This window comes from Pseudoalteromonas sp. SCSIO 43210 (genome assembly GCF_054133285.1).
This window is the reverse complement of record NZ_CP087225.1, coordinates 824,844-843,563: the sequence shown is the minus strand read 5'-3', so window position 1 is coordinate 843,563 and position 18,720 is coordinate 824,844. Positions and strand designations below refer to the sequence as shown.

General features: G+C 39.1%; 13 protein-coding genes and 1 pseudogene. 6 read left to right on the top strand and 8 right to left on the bottom strand.

Annotation, left to right across the window (positions count from 1 at the left end):
• Positions 1–9: 9 nt before the first annotated feature.
• The gene (locus LOS73_RS03745; protein WP_007378459.1) at positions 10–318 is read left to right on the top strand and encodes a hypothetical protein; all 309 of its coding nucleotides are present in this window, start codon (positions 10–12) and stop codon (positions 316–318) included.
• A gap of 72 nt (positions 319–390) precedes the next feature.
• Here LOS73_RS03745 and LOS73_RS03740 read toward each other — a convergent pair whose 3' ends face one another.
• Positions 391–1,392, bottom strand: a complete 1,002-nt coding sequence (locus LOS73_RS03740) for a metal-dependent hydrolase (RefSeq protein ID WP_008134262.1) — start codon at positions 1,390–1,392, stop codon at positions 391–393.
• 384 nt (positions 1,393–1,776) lie between these two features.
• On the opposite strand from LOS73_RS03740, the gene LOS73_RS03735 reads away from it, so the two are divergent.
• The gene (locus tag LOS73_RS03735; RefSeq protein ID WP_007378457.1) at positions 1,777–2,820 is read left to right on the top strand and encodes an acyltransferase family protein; all 1,044 of its coding nucleotides are present in this window, start codon (positions 1,777–1,779) and stop codon (positions 2,818–2,820) included.
• 285 nt (positions 2,821–3,105) lie between these two features.
• On the opposite strand, the gene LOS73_RS03730 is transcribed toward LOS73_RS03735, so the two are convergent.
• From LOS73_RS03730 to LOS73_RS03720, 3 genes are all read right to left on the bottom strand, one after another.
• Positions 3,106–4,416 carry a hypothetical protein gene (locus LOS73_RS03730; protein ID WP_033028871.1) on the bottom strand — a complete coding sequence of 437 codons (1,311 nt, stop codon included), beginning with the start codon at positions 4,414–4,416 and terminating at the stop codon, positions 3,106–3,108.
• 503 nt (positions 4,417–4,919) lie between these two features.
• Positions 4,920–5,270 (bottom strand): hypothetical protein, encoded by a 351-nt coding sequence (locus LOS73_RS03725; RefSeq protein WP_239462876.1) that lies wholly within the window; start codon positions 5,268–5,270, stop codon positions 4,920–4,922.
• Between the two features lie 148 nt (positions 5,271–5,418).
• Complete coding sequence (locus LOS73_RS03720) at positions 5,419–6,393, bottom strand: transposase (protein WP_457934507.1); 975 nt, start codon at positions 6,391–6,393, stop codon at positions 5,419–5,421.
• A 180-nt stretch (positions 6,394–6,573) separates the two neighbouring features.
• Between LOS73_RS03720 and LOS73_RS03715 the strand changes: the two are divergent.
• From LOS73_RS03715 to LOS73_RS03705, 3 genes and pseudogenes are all read left to right on the top strand, one after another.
• A pseudogene (locus tag LOS73_RS03715) lies at positions 6,574–6,810 on the top strand (hypothetical protein); the annotation flags it as partial.
• A gap of 400 nt (positions 6,811–7,210) precedes the next feature.
• A complete protein-coding gene (locus LOS73_RS03710; RefSeq protein ID WP_457934506.1) occupies positions 7,211–11,341 on the top strand; it encodes an esterase/lipase family protein in 4,131 nt (1,376 codons plus the stop codon).
• A gap of 922 nt (positions 11,342–12,263) precedes the next feature.
• Entirely contained in the window at positions 12,264–12,389 is a 126-nt protein-coding gene (locus LOS73_RS03705; protein WP_262501067.1) for a hypothetical protein, read from the top strand.
• Between the two features lie 34 nt (positions 12,390–12,423).
• Here LOS73_RS03705 and gcvP read toward each other — a convergent pair whose 3' ends face one another.
• From gcvP to LOS73_RS03685, 4 genes are all read right to left on the bottom strand, one after another.
• Positions 12,424–15,315: an aminomethyl-transferring glycine dehydrogenase gene (gcvP, locus tag LOS73_RS03700; RefSeq protein WP_457934505.1), complete on the bottom strand. Its 2,892-nt coding sequence runs from the start codon at positions 15,313–15,315 to the stop codon at positions 12,424–12,426.
• A gap of 161 nt (positions 15,316–15,476) precedes the next feature.
• On the bottom strand, positions 15,477–15,866 hold the full coding sequence (gene gcvH / locus LOS73_RS03695; RefSeq protein ID WP_024590231.1) for a glycine cleavage system protein GcvH: 390 nt from the start codon (positions 15,864–15,866) through the stop codon (positions 15,477–15,479).
• A gap of 73 nt (positions 15,867–15,939) precedes the next feature.
• Positions 15,940–17,022, bottom strand: coding sequence for a glycine cleavage system aminomethyltransferase GcvT (gene gcvT / locus LOS73_RS03690; protein WP_008134257.1), 1,083 nt, complete (start codon positions 17,020–17,022; stop codon positions 15,940–15,942).
• A gap of 98 nt (positions 17,023–17,120) precedes the next feature.
• Positions 17,121–17,720, bottom strand: a complete 600-nt coding sequence (locus LOS73_RS03685; RefSeq protein ID WP_008134254.1) for a hypothetical protein — start codon at positions 17,718–17,720, stop codon at positions 17,121–17,123.
• 126 nt (positions 17,721–17,846) lie between these two features.
• Between LOS73_RS03685 and LOS73_RS03680 the strand changes: the two genes are divergently transcribed.
• Positions 17,847–18,692 carry a LysR family transcriptional regulator gene (locus LOS73_RS03680; protein WP_007378851.1) on the top strand — a complete coding sequence of 282 codons (846 nt, stop codon included), beginning with the start codon at positions 17,847–17,849 and terminating at the stop codon, positions 18,690–18,692.
• Positions 18,693–18,720: the final 28 nt, after the last annotated feature.

The following is an 18,720-nucleotide window of genomic DNA, read 5'->3' as shown; positions in this document are numbered from 1 at the left end:
ATTTTAATAATGAAAAAACTCTCTGCGGTGCAAATAAAACAGCAAGCACTTGTACTTAATACAGCTGAAAAATTAGAAGAACTAGGCCGCGCTGAGCTCCCAGGCATGCTGCAATGCTGGTTTGATGTTCAATATCATTTATTTCCAAGTTCACTACTTTTGTGTTTTCAGTTTGAAAGCGAGCAAGCCTTAGCGGCCGCAGAGCCAAATTTATTAAAATGGCAAAAACGCTTAAGTGGCGAAATGCTTAAAAAAGGCGTTATTTTAAAAGATATGCGCAAGCATTTAATATTTACGCTCAAAGGGCCTGATGACTAAATTAGGCTTAGGTAATAGTGAGCAATCCCAACTAAAACCCATGATTAAAAAAGTGGATACTGCCACGCTCGTTTATAAATCGATATTTGGATCTGTAATACGAGCAAAAACCAGCTTAAGCTTATCTAGCGGCAATCGATTACTGAGCTTCTGATATTGCCCTGGGATCAACTGCTGATCTTTTTGTTCAGCAACCACAAATGAAAATACATAGTTGCCCTCTACCCCCATTCTTAAATCACTAATAACAACCTGTTCATTTTGTTGATAAACACCGTACAGCCCTTTGGTAAATCGTTTTAATAACACGATCTGCTTTGCATCATTGAGCTTAGTTAGCAACGCGTTTTCTGTAGGGTAAAATTGAATATCAACGTTTTTAACTTCATCAAACACAGATACATAAATCTCATAATGACCTTGCTTAGTAATAGCCACAGCGCGCCACAGCAAAGTATTAAGCGGAGTCGGCGTGCTTTCAAAATGTGAGAATGTGATATTTTTTTGATTCAGCGCCTGATAAATTTTACTATTAATGTGGTATTTAGCCGCAAAGCCCCAAATTAAATACAACGAACTAATGACTAACGCGCTCGTGTTTATAAGTTGTGCATGCGGTCGCATACGTGCAAAACACAGCGCTATACAAGACAACACAAGAGGCAAAGTATACGCAGGGTCAATAATAAATATACTCGAAATACTAAAAGGATATGTCGACAACGGCCATAACAACTGCGTACCGTAAACGGTAAAATTATCGAGTAATGAATGCGTACTTAAAATTAAAAAAATGCCAGCCGACCAACGCGTCATCGTTATACATTTAGCCCAATTCATTTTGAGTAAAAGCCACGCAAATAAGGGGCTCAATAACAGCTGTATAAACAAAGAATGACTAAAGCTACGATGATAAACAAAATTTTCAACATCGCCACCAAAATTAATTAGCACATCTAAATCTGGTAAAGTGCCAAACGCCGCCCCAATTAATAAAGATTTGCGACCTAATTTACTGCCCAATGTTGCATAAGCAACTGCACTGCCAAGCACCACTTGTGTGAGTGAATCCAATTAAATCCCCTTTTTTAAAATCAATTAAAGCACGCATTATAATGTACTGCTTCGCAGGCTCTGTCGATCTTAAAAAATAGGCACTTGTTGGGTTTGGTAAAATATACATTAGCGAGAAAGACGCAAAGTGAGACCCCTCAAGCGACTCATTATCTATTGCATCGTGTTTGGATTAGCAATTAAAAGACACTAAATCGCTGCGTTATAAAATGAAAAGGCAAGATACAAAAAGCTCAAGGTGGCATTTTGGCGATAAATTTGGAGTAGTAAGATTTACCTCGTTTAAATTTATAAGCCCTGAATACGTATGTAATGGGTATCTATCGCACCACCTGAACAGTAACATAATTATAACGTATATTTAACGAGCGATGATTTTTGTCTATGTCTTCATATATTTCTCATTTACAAGCCTTTAGAGGCATTGCGATCTTAAGTATTGTCGCAGCACATGCGTGGTCATTTGCTATTTTTTGGACTGGCGATTTAGATTCTCTCGGTTTAAAAACGCTTTTTTACTCAACTGAACTATTGTTTCACGGCAGCACACTATACTTCGCCATTATCTCGGGATTACTTTTCAGTAAAATTTTACAGAATAAAGGGTGGATTTCATTTTATAAGAGTAAAATACTAAATGTTGTTTTACCCTATGTTGCCGCAAGCACAATAGCGACAGCTGTGTACTGGCAATATTATCTTGCTGATGGTGCAGCAACCGATATATCGTTTATTATCACAGTCGCCACAAACCTAGTATCCGGAACCGCAGCTATTCAATTTTGGTACATCCCGATTTTATTAGTACTTTTCATATTGACACCATTGCTAGATTTTGTGAATAAACGCACACCAAAGCTGATGTTTTTTCTTGCATGCGTGCCCTTGGTTATATCCCGCAGCGCCTTTCCTGATTTTCTAAGCATGCAGAGTTTGGTGTATTTTTGTGGTGCATATTGTTTCGGAATGATAATAGGGAGTCATTACGAAAAGACAATGGCTAAGGTCAATCAATATAAAACGTGGTTAATCGCTCTTATTGCCTTGATCAGCGCAGCCATCCTTACCCAATATATTAATGAATATAAAGTAGATGGGTGGTATTCATCTCGACAAACTCTTTTCTACATTCAAAAAATATTAGCTTGTTTACTACTCTTAAAGTGGCTTCAAAATATTGAAACACGTCTACCAAAAACCATATGCAACATTGGTGAATATTCGTTTTCTATTTATTTTTACCATGTTTTCTTCGTTGGTTTTCTAATTATGGGCCTGCAAGACTATATTCAAAGTCATCGAGATGCTTTCATTATCGGCTTATTAGGTATTGCAAATATGATTGTTGGTGTCGGTGCAACGATGGCCTTCGCATGGCTAATAAAGAAACCAATAGGGCGACACTCACGAAAGCTAATCGGCACCTAACGTATTGGTACAATTAAATAAGGGTTGTGGTGAGTACTTGTCGTTCGGATAAAAATGTGGGGTTCCTCAAGGTTTGGTCCTTTTGGATTTCAAGTAAAAAATTTGTCATGCCAAACACCGCCTACTAAAAAAGTAACTTAACAGTAAAGTGGAGTGCTTATGTTACGGTGCCATTAATTGAGAGCATGGTGTTATCCAATAAACCTTCATAACTATTAAAAGAAAAAATATCATAATTTATAAGGCCACAAATGTGGCCTTATAATACAAAATTAAACGTAATTATTAATCTAATTCAGCATTTAAAAATACATATACGTAATTACTAAATTCAGGCTTAGTTAAATGCCCGCCTTCAGTAATCGTATCTAAAAGCTTTGCATAACTGTTTGCATCAGTTGCATTACCTGCGTAACCAAACAGAAATAATGTGAGTTCTTCTAATATAACTTCATCAGTAGGTTCAGGAAACACAGTACCAAAAGATAAATCTGGAATTTGACCGCTTATGCCACCTCTTATTGTCCAATCAAATCGGCTTTCTGCTTCATCATCAACCAAAAAGCTGTAATCCCATACTGCTCTTGCAAATCGGCTATCAACATTACTAAAATCAAAGCTTGAATCATTGCTTTCAGTAAATTGAAGTAAACTGAATCCTAAGTCTTCGGTTATAGTAGGTAGCTCTGTCAACTCATAACTACCATCTGAATCTACACTACTTCGAGCATAACTATGCATGTCGATTCGGGCACCATCAACTCTTGTTGGCTCAACCGATGAATCTGTTTGTACATAAAAGTTATGCTCAGTCACCGTTGGGAAAACAAATAGCGGTTCAGGGGAGTTAATGTATGTAAACTGTACAAACTCATAGGAATTTATATCTTCTATATACCCTCGAGTACTAACAGAAGCTGCATTAAAACTGCCTTGATTAGCCACCTCCACACCATCATGGCTAAAATCTGTATCCGTTATTTTTATCACAGACGCATTTTGCGGAACTTCAATAACAGCCACTTTAGCGTCATTTGAAAAGTAAGATTTTGCGGTAAGGTAAAGGTTTTCTGTAGTTGGGCAAATAAAAACAGAATCTGAAATTTCTGAGCCTTCGTATTGATACACCCTGTAATCATTAGGTATTGTATTTAGTTCAGATGTATCTATGCTCACTGCGCGACAACCACAGCTTTCGCTAAACTTATTAAAATGGTATTTACCTAAATTAGTTCTATTTTCAATATCAAGCTCTGTAAATATGTGCGTATAAGCACCATCGGCTTCATCAACAACATCACCCAGTACTGATACATGTTTTGTACCAGAAGGTAGTTCACCTGAAAAACTACCTTGGGCGTCGGTTTTAACAGAGCCGATAGCATCACCATCATCATTGTGAAATACCACATCAGTTTGATACGCAGAATCGGTTCCACACTGGCGAGTTAATGTTTGTAATGAAATGGTTTGAAGCTGAGCAGTGCTGCCGCCATTTGATGAGCTTACAGAGTTCCCCTCTGATGAAGAGCCGCCACATGCGCTGAGCGTTAAAGAAAGTGCAATAGCGAGTGGGGTAAGTATAAATTTATTCATTTTTATTAGTCCATTATGTTTATTCCATTTCATTATCTCAATTTAAATAGGTCAAAAACAGGTTAGCAAGTAACTAAATTGAAATGATTTGTAAACAAAAATAAAACATACACCTCACAAATAAAACCAACAAATAGTCATCCCTGCAAAGTTAAACATTTATTAAAACTAAAGTTACTCGCTAAAACCTAGAATACAGAAGAATGCTAAGTGTCAGGTCTTGTTTCTGCCAAGACCAAAACAAGTATCACGTTTAACACCTTTCCCCGTCACCATGCCCTGAAAATAGGCAAGCATGGATATGTTTTCACGGCGTTATTACCCAGCACACAGTGCATATTCACACCAATCGACGCCATTACTAGGTGCGTAGTCATATTTAAATTGAGTTTAAATAATAAGAACACTTGGTTTTTGAATAAAAAGATCAAGAAAACACAGCTGCCTGCTTAACCGGAACTTTCTAATGGGTGCCCCTTTGATTTTTCTATCGGCTAAAGTAATTATTCACAAAATAATATAGGTAAAAAAATTAAAAGTACGCAAAGCATAAAAATTGCAAAATACACTTTAAATAGTATGGAGACTTGAGCTGGTACCTTGTTTCTATCATTTAATAAATTATAACGTTTTGCATAACAATCAAATAAAAATACACTGCCATAATGAAGTAAACCATGGATCACCATAAAAATATTTAGGGAATAGTAACGATTTCCTGACTCTAAAATATCTTCAACCGTTCTGAGCTTTTCCCCTTTTAAATAAAAGGCTAACGGTAAAAAAATGATAAAAATGACACCTAGACCAATCCCAAATAAAAGTAAGCCAAAAAGTTCGATATCAATAGTCACTTTTCGATCTTTTCATATAAAACCCCTCCCAATTTATCTCCTTTTCCTGAGAAATATTTTCTATCTAGCTACCCGTACCTCCTCCAACTACAATACCGCACCATAGTAAACTTGTTACTCCAGAGGGCAGACCAAAAAACCAAATGAGTTAAACTTTGACTTCATACATCAAACTATCTCGAAGTTTTTCGAACTGTAAGTTGACCTTATCATCTGCAATTATTAACTTATTTAGCCTGCATACCGTTTGGGATATGGCTGAATAATGTTGAACATTAAAAACAACGGCTAACGCTTTCAAATTTTGCCCTGTTAAATCTTGGCATAACTTTATGGCAAACATACAAGGTAAGTTTTTCTCTCTACGCCCTTTCTTAACCGTTACAATATCATGTGTATCTATACAAAAATATTTAGCTAAGTACGCAACAACATCATCAGTTGAACGCCTCTGAACAACAACGCTTTTTTCGTTGTCTGATTTTGCAATATACTCCTTAACATTCTGAATAAATTCATCGCCGCCCAACACCGAAAATAACTTTTTAGCGCCATAAAAAGTACTTATTTCTTTATTGTTTTCATATTCAACAAACTGTTTGTAAGCAGCATATTTGCGCTTTTTTCCTTGAAGCGAAAATATAAAGTCTCGAACAAACCATTTCGGCGTCGCTGTTTTTTTGATAAAAGCTGAATAGCTAGACCATTTATAGTCAATTAGCTCATCTACTAACGGTGTACTTGTTTCTATTGGGTTACGATGTATGTAACGACTAACGTGTAGTAAGTAATTATCAGCATCCACCAGCACAGCCTTATAGCGACCTCTAAACAGTGCACCGTCTGTATTGTGTGTTCTATTAAAATATTGCGTATAGAGACCATTAATATGTTTCATGGCCCTGCCTAAATTTGCATCAGGAGTTTTTATTAGTAGGTGGTAATTATTGGTCATTAAACAATACGAATGCACTTCAATATTAAAACGAAGGCTTGCTTGCTCAATGCAGTATAAAAAATGCTTAAAATCGTCATCACTCAAAAAGGTATTTTCACGCCCTCTTCCGCGATTCATCACATGATAAAACGCACTTTCATACTCTATTCGCAGCGGTCTAGACATAATAATAAACTCAATGAGCAATAAACTATAAATCTAGACCATTGATGTATGAAGTCAAGATTTGACCCCTTTGGTCCCTCTATTCGCAGCGGTCTAGACATAATAATAAACTCAATGAGCAGTAAACTATAAATCTAGACCATTGATGTATGAAGTCAAGATTTGACCCCTTTGGTCCTGTATAAAGCAGATTCGTACGGCGAGCTCAAAAATAGTATTGCGGTTAATGGCGGCGGCGGTGGTTACCTGTCTAACGAAATATCGTACCGAAGTATTCGCCTGCGCGATGCGCTTAATTCAAGTATACCTACAGAGCATATTCATACCCCACGTATACAACAATTCGAACCTGAAACAGAAGCTAAAATAGTAAAACAAATAAAGGCAATGCTAGAGCAAAGCTTAGTCGCACTATAGTTTATAACTACCAATTAAAGCGCATAATAAAGGGCAATAACATTGCCCTTTATTTTCTCACGCCCTCTGCCACGGTTAATCACATGGTAAACGCATTCTTAAACTCTATTCGCAGTGGTCTAGACAGAGTAATTAACTCAATGAGCAATAAACTATAAATCTAGGTACTTGGTATGTAGTCAAAACTTTGCTCTTCATATGATGGGATTAATCTAAGTTAGGGGACATTGTGAACCGCTGAAGATATACTCATTATTCAAGAGTTAGCGCTCTATTTAAAACTCAATGAAAAAACCGCTTACCGATTAGCTAGCTAAGGTAAACTTCCTGACTTCAAGGTCAGTGGTAGCTGGCGTTTTAAACGTGTAGATATTAAACAATGGATTGAAGAGAAAGAACAGTGGCAAAAATAGTACTTAGGTCAGATTCTGATGAGATAAAAGATATTCATGTTATTTTTCTACATGGGCTAGGAGGAAGTGCTAACAGCACTTGGCTTAAAAAAGGCTCTAAAGATGAAGCTTGGCCAATGTGGTTAGCTGAAGATAATAGCGATCTAAACATATGGACTGTTGAATATTCCGCACCAAAATTATCTTTCAATAGCACTGGTATGGGTATCCCTGACCTTGCTACCAATATATTTGAACATATGCTAAAAACTCCTCAGCTATCTGAAGGCGAAATATTCTTTGTTTGTCATAGTCTTGGTGGGTTAATTACGAAGCAAATACTTAGAATTGCTCATGATCAAACTAATAGAGTCGAAGCACAACAATTTTTAGGCAGAGTGTCAGGTGCGGCTTTTTTAGGAACTCCTCACTTGGGCTCTGACATAGCTTTACTTGGCCATAATTTAGCTGCTAGAGCTCTCTTAAAGTGTACTACTTTATTAAAGCCATCAGTAGCCACTGCATCTTTAAGTAGAAATGATCCTAATTTAAGAGAACTCAACACTTGGTATAGAGATTGGTCTTCGAATGCCCCAATAAGACACCTTATCCTTACAGAAACAAAGAAAATGTATGGTGTAATACAAGTTGTTAAGCCTGACAGTGCAGATCCAGGCTTACCGGAAACTAGAGCTATTCCTATTGAATCTTGTCACGAAAACATCTGTAAACCAGCAGACAAAGAAGACGAAATTTACACACACGTCAAAGGCTTTATATCTCAAAAAAAAAGAGAATTTCATGAGCTATGGATAAATTCTAGGTTTTATAACGATACAAACTCATGGGAAGGATATAATAACTGGGCAAATTGCCCCCATGGAATATCCGGTGAATATTTCTTTGATGAACAGGTTAGGTTACTCGATTCATCGTCAAACAATAATGAAGGACATAAAGGTTTAGACGGCTTAAACCTTATTCGCGGTAAATTACTAGAAAAAAAAGCATCGATTAGACTTGTTGGTTTATCTGGTGTTGGAAAAACTAGATTTGTGCAAGCTTTATTTGATGAGCGTATTGGTGAAAATCCATTACCCCATAGGGCTGTATTCTATACTGATATGGCCAACGCTCCAACACCAACGCCACAAGCTCTGGCAGAAAAAATCGCGGGAGAAGGCCGTAAAGCAGTTTTAATTATAGATAACTGCCCACCTGACTTACATAGATCACTTACAACCCTATGCAGCGTTGAAAGCAGTAACACCAACTTACTGACTGTCGAATATGATTTAAGAGAAGACCAACCAGAGCAGACTGAAGTATTCTCTTTAGAGCCATCTTCAATCGAGCTTATAGAAAAAATACTTAACGCTAGATATCAGCACCTAGGTCAGCAAAACTCTAGAACAATTAGTGAATTTTCAGGTGGTAACTCAAGAATAGCTTTGGCTTTGGCTGAAACAATAGGTAAAGACGAAAACATTTCAAGTCTAAGGGATGAAGAACTATTTAGAAGGCTATTTTATCAACGCCATACCAATGAAAAGTCACTCGAAAAGGCAGCTCAATATCTTTCACTAGTTTATTCATTCCAAATTAATAGTGATAAGCTATATAGTGATGATATTACATTTCTCAGTAACCTATCAGAAATTCCTTCAAAAACTATGTTTGAATCGGCAATAGAACTAAAACGTCGAAACTTAGTTCAGCAACGTAGTAAATGGATGGCTGTATTACCCCACCCTATTGCTAATAGGTTAGCCAAATATGCGTTAGAAAATATAAGTTCCGCTATTATTTCCAGTAACTTTAATGAATCTACAAACGAGCGATTATTAAAGTCATTTTCTAGGAGACTAGGCTACCTACCTCAATGTGAAGAAGCTAAAATCATCGTTAATGATTGGTTAAGTGAAAATGGGCTGTTATATAAACTATATACAAAAGGCAAAAATAAGCTTGCTTGGATATTACTTAATAATGTAGCACCTATTTCAACGAAAGAAGCTTTATTTCACATTGAAGCTTTAGCTAAACAGCCTGAGTTTTGTACACGAAAAAATAAGCAATTTACCGAAATAACAAGGCTTATTAGATCTATTGCATATGAGGAACAGTATTTTGACACATGCGCTAAATTGTTATGCCAATTCACACTATCTGAAGATAAAACTGAGAATTACAACTCTATCAGAAATATTTTAAAATCACTGTTCCAACTATATTTATCTGGTACTCATGCAACCAAAGAGCAGCGATTAAATGTTATAAATAATTTAATTGCTAGCGATACTGAGAATAGCATTGAGCTAGCTTTTGAGCTTTTAGATTCATCTCTAGAAGCTTGGCACTTTTCCTCACACCATAGCTTTGATTTTGGTGCAAACCCAAGAGACTTTGGTTACAGACCAAAGACCAACCAAGATGTTGAAGACTGGTATAAACTATTCATCGAATATACAGCTGAGTTAATAGCCAGTGATTCTCAAGTTTCGTCATTCGCAAAGAAAATACTCAGTAAAAACTTACGAAGCTTATGGCGAGTAAGTTGCCTTAGAGATGTAATTGAGAAGATATGTGTAGAAATAAGCAAATCAGGAATGTGGAGCGATGGCTTTGAAGCAATCCACTCAATATTGAGGTTTGACTGTAGTTCATCAAATGAAGATAATATTCAAAGGTTAAAGTCAATTTCTGAACTACTATCACCAAATTGTATTCTGGACGATATAGATATGTACGTTTTAGCTGAACCGTGGAAATTTTATGACCTAGAGGAGATGGATGATAATGGTAAAGTAATTGAGCGTGGGTATAAAAAAGGGCACGAATACTCTATTGAACTAGGTATCCAATTAGCAAACAGACCGCCAAAAGAGTATGAAGATATTCTTCGCAAACTACTATCATACTCAGAAATAAGCTCTAATTTATTTGCATTCGGCAAAGGTTACGCTGAAGGAGTAAAAAATAACTCTGAAGCATTAACTAAAGTGATAAGTGTATTGGAGAAACTTCCAGAAAAAGAAAGAAATCTTGATTTTTTATGTGGCCAAATATATTACCTTTCGACATATAATATCGCACTGACTAATCATTTCTTAGATAGCCTTCTTATTCATCCTATACTTAAACAACACTTCATCAGAGTTCAACTAAGCTACCAGATTGATACAGAGTCTACCGCTCGTATTATTCAATCGCTACAGGAAAATACATGCCTAATAAGGGAGTATAACGACCTCGCACCTGGACGAAGGCACGAACCAATACCTGATGAAAAGTTATGCGAGATTTTGGATTTGATTTGGCACAAAGAATGTGGGCAGAACGTTGCTATCCATATATTATCTATGCGTTTTCATGGGCTAAAGCAAAACCAACACTATATTGTTTCAGACTTGCTTAAAGAGAAATCTGCATCATTTTTAGCATTATTCGATTACCCAGAAGAAAGAGGACCTTTGGGAGGCAGCGATCATAGCTTAACCCAAATAGCCAATGTCTGCTTTTCTGCTGGTGCAAATAAAGAGTATGCTTTAACTGTTCTAGAGGCAATTAAAGCGAAAATTTTGAAACATATAATTGGCCGATATGATTTCCCTGAATTTATGTCTACAGTTATTCAATTACACCCAATATTAGCTCTTGAAGTATTTATAGGTAGTAATGCTGAAGTTGAAACACAGATAAGAAATGCAATAAAAGGTAAGTTTGATAAGAAAGTAAGCCCATTTTCTAAAGTTGATATGAAAAGCACGCTAGATTGGTGTAAAAGTAATGGCAAAGATAGTTACCCTGTACTCGCATCTATAATTACGCCGTACCAATCAAATGAAAAATCAATTAAGTGGACACCACTAGCAATAGAGCTATTAAACTCCTGCCCTGAACCAGCTAAAGTTCTAGATGAGTATCTCACAAGCTTCAGCCCGAATGGATGGACAGACTCAAGAGCAAAAATACTTGAATCACGATTACCATTATTTCAGCCATTAATAGATTCAACTAACGAAGAAATATCAGCATGGGGTATTGCTAAAAAAGTTCAATGGGAAGCATATATTGCTAGTAACTACGAAAGAGAAACAGAACGTGATTCAGAGAGCAATGAGAGGTTTGAGTGGTAGCTGTGAATTCAACAGAAAATAGAGGGCCAGGTCTTGCTTCTTGCCAAGACCAAACAATGACCTCACGTTTAACACCCTCCCCCGTCATCACGCCCTGAAAATAAGCAATTGATGAGTAATATCGCGCATGGAAGCGCGATAAGGCGAAACTAGGCCATGGATGGCCTATCTTCGTCGTTTACGTTCACATCAATTGTGGTTTGAAGGAAATAGCGTGATGCTCGGGGCGCCGTGGGGTTCCAAGGGGCGGTCGGCGGTAGCCGCCCCTTGGTTGCCGCCAGCAATCTGGCAAGAAACCTTGAATAAGGTTTCTAATATTTAAAAGTACGAAACACATTAACATTATCGGTGACGATAACCTCAAACACCTATTCAAATACTTATTCGGGCTGCCGCCCGCGCGTCAGCAAGCTAAACGCCTACAATAAATAACATATACTCTTGGCTTTTAAGCGAGTAAGTATATTTGTGATTTGTTGGGTTTCGTTTCAATCCAAATAGAGATAAAGAGGGTCAGGTCGTGTTTTTTGCCAAGGCCAAACACTAATCTCACGTTTAACACCCTTCCCCGTCATCACGCCCTGAAAGTAAGCAATTGATGAGTAATGCATTTCATGGATAAAATGAAAGCCATGCTTGCACATGGATGTGCTTTCATGGCGTTTACGTTCACATCGATTGTGGTTTGAAGGATTAAGCGTGATGCTCGGGTGCGCTGAGAGGTGACGAATAACCGAAGCGCAGCTTCGCAGTATGAGGAAGTGAAGGCATGGATGCCGACAGTAACCCAGCTTCAAGGATGAATTACTTGCAGCAGCGTTAAGTTTGAAAATCTATAGCCCCCTCTTTGGCTGCTGTCGCCAGCGCGACAAAACCTTGAATAAGGTTTCTAATCCCTCAATGAGCCAAAAGGAAACAAAGTATGCGCCTTCAACAATTAAACACCTTTTGGGCTGCGCCCAACACGCCAGCAAGCTGTGCGTCTACAATGTTTAAACACACACAAAAAAGCCGCTACATTGCTGCAACGGCTTTTTCAATTTTATAAATTCCCAATCTTTAATTGGAAATTTTAAAAATTATCAATCTCTATATGTCTCAACCGCTGGGCATGAACATACTAAGTTACGGTCGCCGTACACGTCATCAATACGTGTAACGGTTGGCCAAAACTTGTTTTTAGCCACTGCAGGCACTGGGAATGCAGCGTAAAAACGGTCGTACGCGCGGTCCCATTCGTTACCTAATACGTCGCCTTGTGTATGCGGTGCAAACACTAGCGGGTTGTTTTCGATTGACCATTCGCCAGAGATTACTTTTTCAATTTCGCCTTTAATCGACACCATTGCTTCGATAAAACGGTCAATCTCACCTTTTGATTCAGACTCAGTTGGCTCAATCATTAATGTGCCAGCTACTGGGAACGACATAGTTGGTGAATGGAAGCCGTAGTCTTGCAAGCGCTTAGCTACGTCCATTTCAGTAATGCCTGATAGCTCTTTAAGCGGGCGTAAGTCAACAATACATTCGTGAGCAACACGGTTGTTACGGCCACGGTATAAAATTGGGAAGTGCTTGCTTAGCTCATGCGTTAAGTAGTTAGCATTAACAATTGCCATTTCAGTGGCTTGTTTTAAGCCCTCGCTGCCCATCATGGTAATGTAAGCCCATGAAATAGGTAAAATAGCGGCTGAGCCGTAAGGCGCTGCTGATACCGCACCGTTACCGATGTTAGTACCTGGTACGTTAATTACGCTATGGTTTGGCATAAACGGCGCAAGGTGCGATTTAACACCAATTGGGCCAACACCTGGACCACCGCCACCGTGTGGAATACAAAATGTTTTATGCAAGTTTAAGTGCGATACGTCTGAGCCAATAAAGCCTGGGCTTGTTACGCCAACTTGCGCGTTCATGTTTGCGCCGTCCATGTAAACTTGGCCGCCGTGCTCATGAATAATGTCGCAAATTTCGCGAATTGTTTCTTCGTATACACCATGCGTAGACGGATATGTGATCATAATACACGATAAGTTTTCAGACACTTCCTCAGCTTTCGCTTTAAGGTCGGCCATGTCTACGTTACCGTTTTTGTCGCAGTTAACTACCACAATTTTCATGCTCGCCATTTGCGCTGATGCAGGGTTAGTACCGTGCGCAGAGCTTGGAATTAAACATACATTACGGTGTGCATCGCCGCGTGACTCGTGGTATTTACGAATCGCGATTAAGCCTGCGTATTCACCTTGCGCGCCAGAGTTTGGCTGTAGTGATACTGCATCGTAACCGGTAATGTTTACTAACCAGTCGTGTAGCTCGTTAATCATTATTTGGTAACCCTCTGCTTGATCTAGCGGGCAGAATGGGTGAAGGTTTGCAAACTCAGGCCACGTAATTGGGATCATCTCAGCAGTCGCGTTTAGTTTCATGGTACATGAGCCTAACGAGATCATTGAGTGATTAAGCGATAAGTCTTTGCTTTCTAGTCGCTTAATGTAGCGAAGCATGTCTGTTTCGCTGTGGTAGCTGTTAAAGTTTGGATGCGTTAGTACTTCGTCGTCACGTACTAAACTTGCAGGGATTGACTCGCTGCCATTTGCTTCAACGTCTGCTGCAATAGCGTCAACACTTAGGCCATGGCCTTCGCCTAAAATAATATCGAATAACTCAGTAATATCGGCACGTGTTGTTGTCTCTGATACCGAAATTGAGTACTCGCCTTCGTGGTTTGTAGCAAAGTTTACGCCTTTTGCAATTGCACGTGCTGTTACGTCGTTTTTGCTGTCGTCAACGATTGTTAGCGTATCAAACCAAGTGCTGTGCTTAAGTGCGATGCCTTTAGTTTTTAGACCTGTTGCTAAAATATCAGCAAAGCGATGTATACGCTGCGCGATAGTTTTTAAGCCTTGTGGGCCGTGGTATACCGCGTAAAACGCTGCCATGTTGGCTAGTAATACTTGCGCTGTACAAATGTTTGAGTTGGCTTTGTCGCGGCGAATGTGTTGTTCGCGCGTTTGCATTGCCATACGTAGTGCGTCGTTACCTAAACGGTCTTTAGATACACCAATAATACGACCTGGTAATGAACGTTTGTATGCGTCACGTGTTGCAAAAAATGCAGCGTGTGGACCGCCGTAACCCATAGGTACGCCAAAACGCTGAGCCGAACCAAGCACTACGTCTGCGCCTAGTTTACCCGGTGCTTTTAATAGTAATAAACTCATTATGTCGGCAGCAACACAGGCAATGGCCTTTTTGCTTTGTACGCCAGCAATTAGGTCTGTTATGTCTACCACTTCGCCTGATGTAGTTGGGTATTGGAACAATGCGCCAAAAATGTCGTGGTTTACGGCATCTTCTGCTTTACCTACAATTATTTCAAAACCAAACTGCTCGGCACGCGTTGTTACTACGTCGATAGTTTGTGTGTGTACGTCGTCGGCAATAAAAAAGGCATTGGCTTTTTTAGCTTTTGATACGCGTTTTGCAAGGCCCATAGCCTCTGCAGCGGCTGTTGATTCGTCAAGTAGTGATGCACTTGCTAAATCAAGACCAGTTAAATCTAGGGTCATAGTTTGGAAGTTTAATAATGATTCTAAACGCCCTTGTGCAATCTCCGGCTGATACGGTGTGTACGCTGTATACCAACCTGGATTTTCTAGTACGTTACGTAAAATTACGTGCGGTACGTTAGTTGGGTGGTAGCCTTGGCCAATGTACGATTTGAAAACTTTATTTTTGCTTGCTACTGATTTTAAGTAGCTTAGTGTTTCAACTTCAGTACGGCTTTGTCCAACTGTTAGCGGTTGCTCTAAGCGAATGCTAGCCGGTACAGTTTGGTCAATGAGCTCTTGCACACTCGATACTTCTAAAGCACTTAGCATATCGCTTACTTGTGCTGGGCTTGGCCCAATATGGCGGCGAATAAAATCTTGCTTTTGCTCTAGTTCTTCAAGAGATTTGGCGTTTGACATGAATCCAGATTCCTATGATCCTAAATGCTAATGGGTAACTAGCATTAATTAAAATATTTGACGATTTAACAGCTCACTCAGTATGGGGTTGTGCGCTGTAAAATCATAAAAGCCCCATTTTTATACATTAAACGGGGCTTTTAGTTATCTACAAAAAATGATTATTCTTCGTCGATAGTGTGCGAGTAACCTTCAGCGTCTAATAAGTTATCTAGCTCAGACTCGTCAGATGCTTTAATACGGAATAACCAACCGTCGCCGTAAGCGTCGTTGTTTACTGTTTCAGGTGAATCTTCAAGTTCTTCGTTAATAGCAACAATTTCGCCACTGATAGGTGCGTAAATGTCTGATGCTGCTTTAACTGACTCTGCTACTGCACAGTCTTCGCCAGCGTCTACTTCGTCGCCAACTTCTGGTAATTCAACAAATACCATGTCGCCAAGAAGTTCTTGTGCATGCTCAGAAATACCAACAGTAAATGTACCGTCGCCTTCACTGCGAACCCACTCGTGTGAAGGTGCGTATTTTAACTCGCTAGGAATGTTGCTCATTTTATTTGTCCTTTGGTTTATATTGGGAGGATATCAATCACTGTAATTACACTGATTGATATAACCAAATTATTTAAATTATTGATTTACCGTTACGTACAAAGCTAGGCTTTACTACTTTAACGTTTACTAATTTTTTACGCATTTCTACTTGAGCTGTATCGCCTGTTGAACGTGGTACACGTGCAAGGGCTACACTAAAACCAAGTGTTGGTGAGAAAGTACCTGAGGTAATAATACCTACCCCACCGTCAACAATTACTTTAGAACCGCTACGCAAAACGCCTTTTTCTTCAAACACTAAGCCAACTAGTTTGTCAGTGCTTTTTTCTGCGCGTTGCTTAACAAGCACGTCACGACCAATAAAGTCACGATCTTCTGGTTCCCATGCAATGGTCCATGCCATGTTAGCTGCAAGTGGTGATACGCTTTCGTCCATATCTAGGCCGTAAAGGTTCATACCTGCTTCTAAACGTAGCGTGTCGCGTGCACCTAAACCAGCAGGCTTAACACCTGCGTCTAGCAGTTGTTGCCATAAATCGGCTGCTTGGTCGTTCGGTACTACTATTTCGTAACCGTCTTCGCCAGTATAACCCGTTGTGGCAATAAATAAATCACCTACTTGAACACCAAAAAATGGCTTCATACCTTCAACAGCGGCTTGTTGCTCAGCATTTAAAAGAGTGGCTGTTTTTGCTTTAGCGTTAGGGCCTTGTACTGCAATCATTGCAAACTCTGGGCGCTCTGTAACAGTTACGTCAAAGTCGCTCGATACGTTAGCTAAATGCGCTAGGTCTTTTTCGCGCGTTGCTGAGTTAACAACTAGGCGGTAAAACGTTTCACTAAAGAAATAAATAATTAAGTCGTCTATTACACCGCCTTGCTCGTTAAGCATGCCGGTGTAAAGCGCTTTGCCTGGTACGGTTAATTTTGCAACGTCGTTAGCTACTAGCTTACGTAAAAATGCTTTTGCTTGAGGCCCTTCAATATCAACAATAGTCATGTGTGATACGTCAAACATACCAGCATCGGTACGTACGCTATTGTGTTCTTCTATTTGTGAGCCGTAGTTGATTGGCATTTCCCAGCCATGAAAATCAACCATTTTTGCGCCCGCTTCTAGGTGCTTAGCATGTAGTACAGTTTTAGAAGTCATAACATTCCTTCACGTTTAAATTAACCCTGTTTAGGGCGTGGCTTAAATAGATATAAAAACAGGCAAGCATTGTTATGCTTACCTGTTGTTTGTATTCGTTATGCGGCTTCACTATGCATAAGTGCAAAACCTTGCGCTTGCATGTAGCTTTGCCATTTTTGTAATTTTTGTTGTTTAGCGACTAATACAAAGTGTTGTTCGTCGTTATTATCAATGGCGGTAATAAATACATCACCGCTTTGTGCACCGTAACAAAGTTGCGCGTCAGAAAGGCGCAAACCTGGTGTTAATTTAAAAGCATTTACTAGGGTGTCAAATGCATTGCTACCGCTTAGAGTAAAAGTAGCTAGGTCGGTTCGCATTACATAATCGATATCAAAACGAAGTTGTTGCTCATTTATAAGCGCTTGTAATTGAAGGCTTGCGCTGTGTGGCAGTACGAATCTAAACGCAGTTTCACTAAAGTAATAAACAGCAAAGCTGTAGTCAGAATTATAGTCGCCATCAAGCGTGCCTTTTAAGCCTAAACCGCTGGCGGTAAGCTTAGTTAAATCAAGGCCTAAAATAGAACTTAAAAATACACTGGTTTCGGTGCCACTAAAATCCATTACAACATTGCTGCTGTTTGCTTGCAAAGCGTTAGTAACCGCACTACTTGCGTTGCTGTGGCGGGCAAACATTATTGGGTTAAAAGTCATAACAAACACCTGTGTATTTTCAATGCTAAAAGTATATTGCGCGAGGTGTGTAACAACAAATTGTAATTATTTATCAATTGATAAATAATACTTATATATATAGCCATATAAATTGTAATTATAAATATGAAAAACATATCAACCGACAGTTTACGCACCTTTGTAATGGTAGTTGAAGTAAGTGGTTTTGCTAAAGCAGGCGACTTACTTGGCCTATCGCAACCTGCGGTAAGCCTACAAATAAAACGTTTAGAAGATGTGCTTGGCTATAAACTATTTAAAAAACAAGGACAGCGCCAAGTATTAAACCAGTACGGCGAGCTATTACTGCCTATGGCAAAGCAGATGATGCAGCACAACGATGCTATTTTGCAGCAGTTCACCTCAGAAAACATTGCAGGTAAAGTGCGCTTAGGTATTCCGAGCGAATTTGCGGCGCGTATTTTACCCTCAATTATTGGCGACTTTGTGGCACTCTACCCAGAGGTGTCGTTAGAAGTTAAATCGCGCTTAAGTAAACATTTGCTTTCGGCCTCAAGGCAAGATCAGTTTGATTTAGTGCTGGCGCTAAATGAGCGTCTCAGCTCTGAAAAATTCCCTATTTTTATGCAAGACAAACTCGTATGGGTAGGCGATTTATCACTTGCACAAAACGACGTGGTTACGCTAGTTACCGCACCAGAGGGGTGTATTTATCGTCGCCGTGCTACTGATGCATTAAAAAGTGCAGGTATAAAATACCGAATTGTCTATAGCAACGCCGATTTAACCGGTCTTATTGCCGCATTAAAAGAAGGCTTAGGTATTACGGTACTTGCTAAAAGCACAGTACCGAGTGAACTTAACTATCAAGTTCAAACCAAGCATTTACCTGCTCTTGGTAATATTGGTATTAGTTTGGTTAAAAGTTCGGGCGAGTCGGAAAATGCAGTAGATAAACTTGCTGAGTTTATCGCACTACGTTTAGGCTAACACCAATAAACATAACCAATTGAAAATA

Bases quoted from the DNA above. Each gene is read 5' to 3' on its own strand.
- LOS73_RS03720 (WP_457934507.1), bottom strand. From the start codon at position 6,393: ATGTCTAGACCGCTGCGAATAGAGTATGAAAGTGCGTTTTATCATGTG.
- LOS73_RS03680 (WP_007378851.1), top strand. From the start codon at position 17,847: ATGAAAAACATATCAACCGACAGTTTACGCACCTTTGTAATGGTAGTT.
- LOS73_RS03730 (WP_033028871.1), bottom strand. From the start codon at position 4,416: ATGAATAAATTTATACTTACCCCACTCGCTATTGCACTTTCTTTAACG.
- LOS73_RS03735 (WP_007378457.1), top strand. From the start codon at position 1,777: ATGTCTTCATATATTTCTCATTTACAAGCCTTTAGAGGCATTGCGATC.
- LOS73_RS03745 (WP_007378459.1), top strand. From the start codon at position 10: ATGAAAAAACTCTCTGCGGTGCAAATAAAACAGCAAGCACTTGTACTT.
- gcvT (WP_008134257.1), bottom strand. From the start codon at position 17,022: ATGACTTCTAAAACTGTACTACATGCTAAGCACCTAGAAGCGGGCGCA.
- gcvH (WP_024590231.1), bottom strand. From the start codon at position 15,866: ATGAGCAACATTCCTAGCGAGTTAAAATACGCACCTTCACACGAGTGG.
- LOS73_RS03685 (WP_008134254.1), bottom strand. From the start codon at position 17,720: ATGACTTTTAACCCAATAATGTTTGCCCGCCACAGCAACGCAAGTAGT.
- LOS73_RS03705 (WP_262501067.1), top strand. From the start codon at position 12,264: ATGCGCCTTCAACAATTAAACACCTTTTGGGCTGCGCCCAACACGCCA.
- gcvP (WP_457934505.1), bottom strand. From the start codon at position 15,315: ATGTCAAACGCCAAATCTCTTGAAGAACTAGAGCAAAAGCAAGATTTT.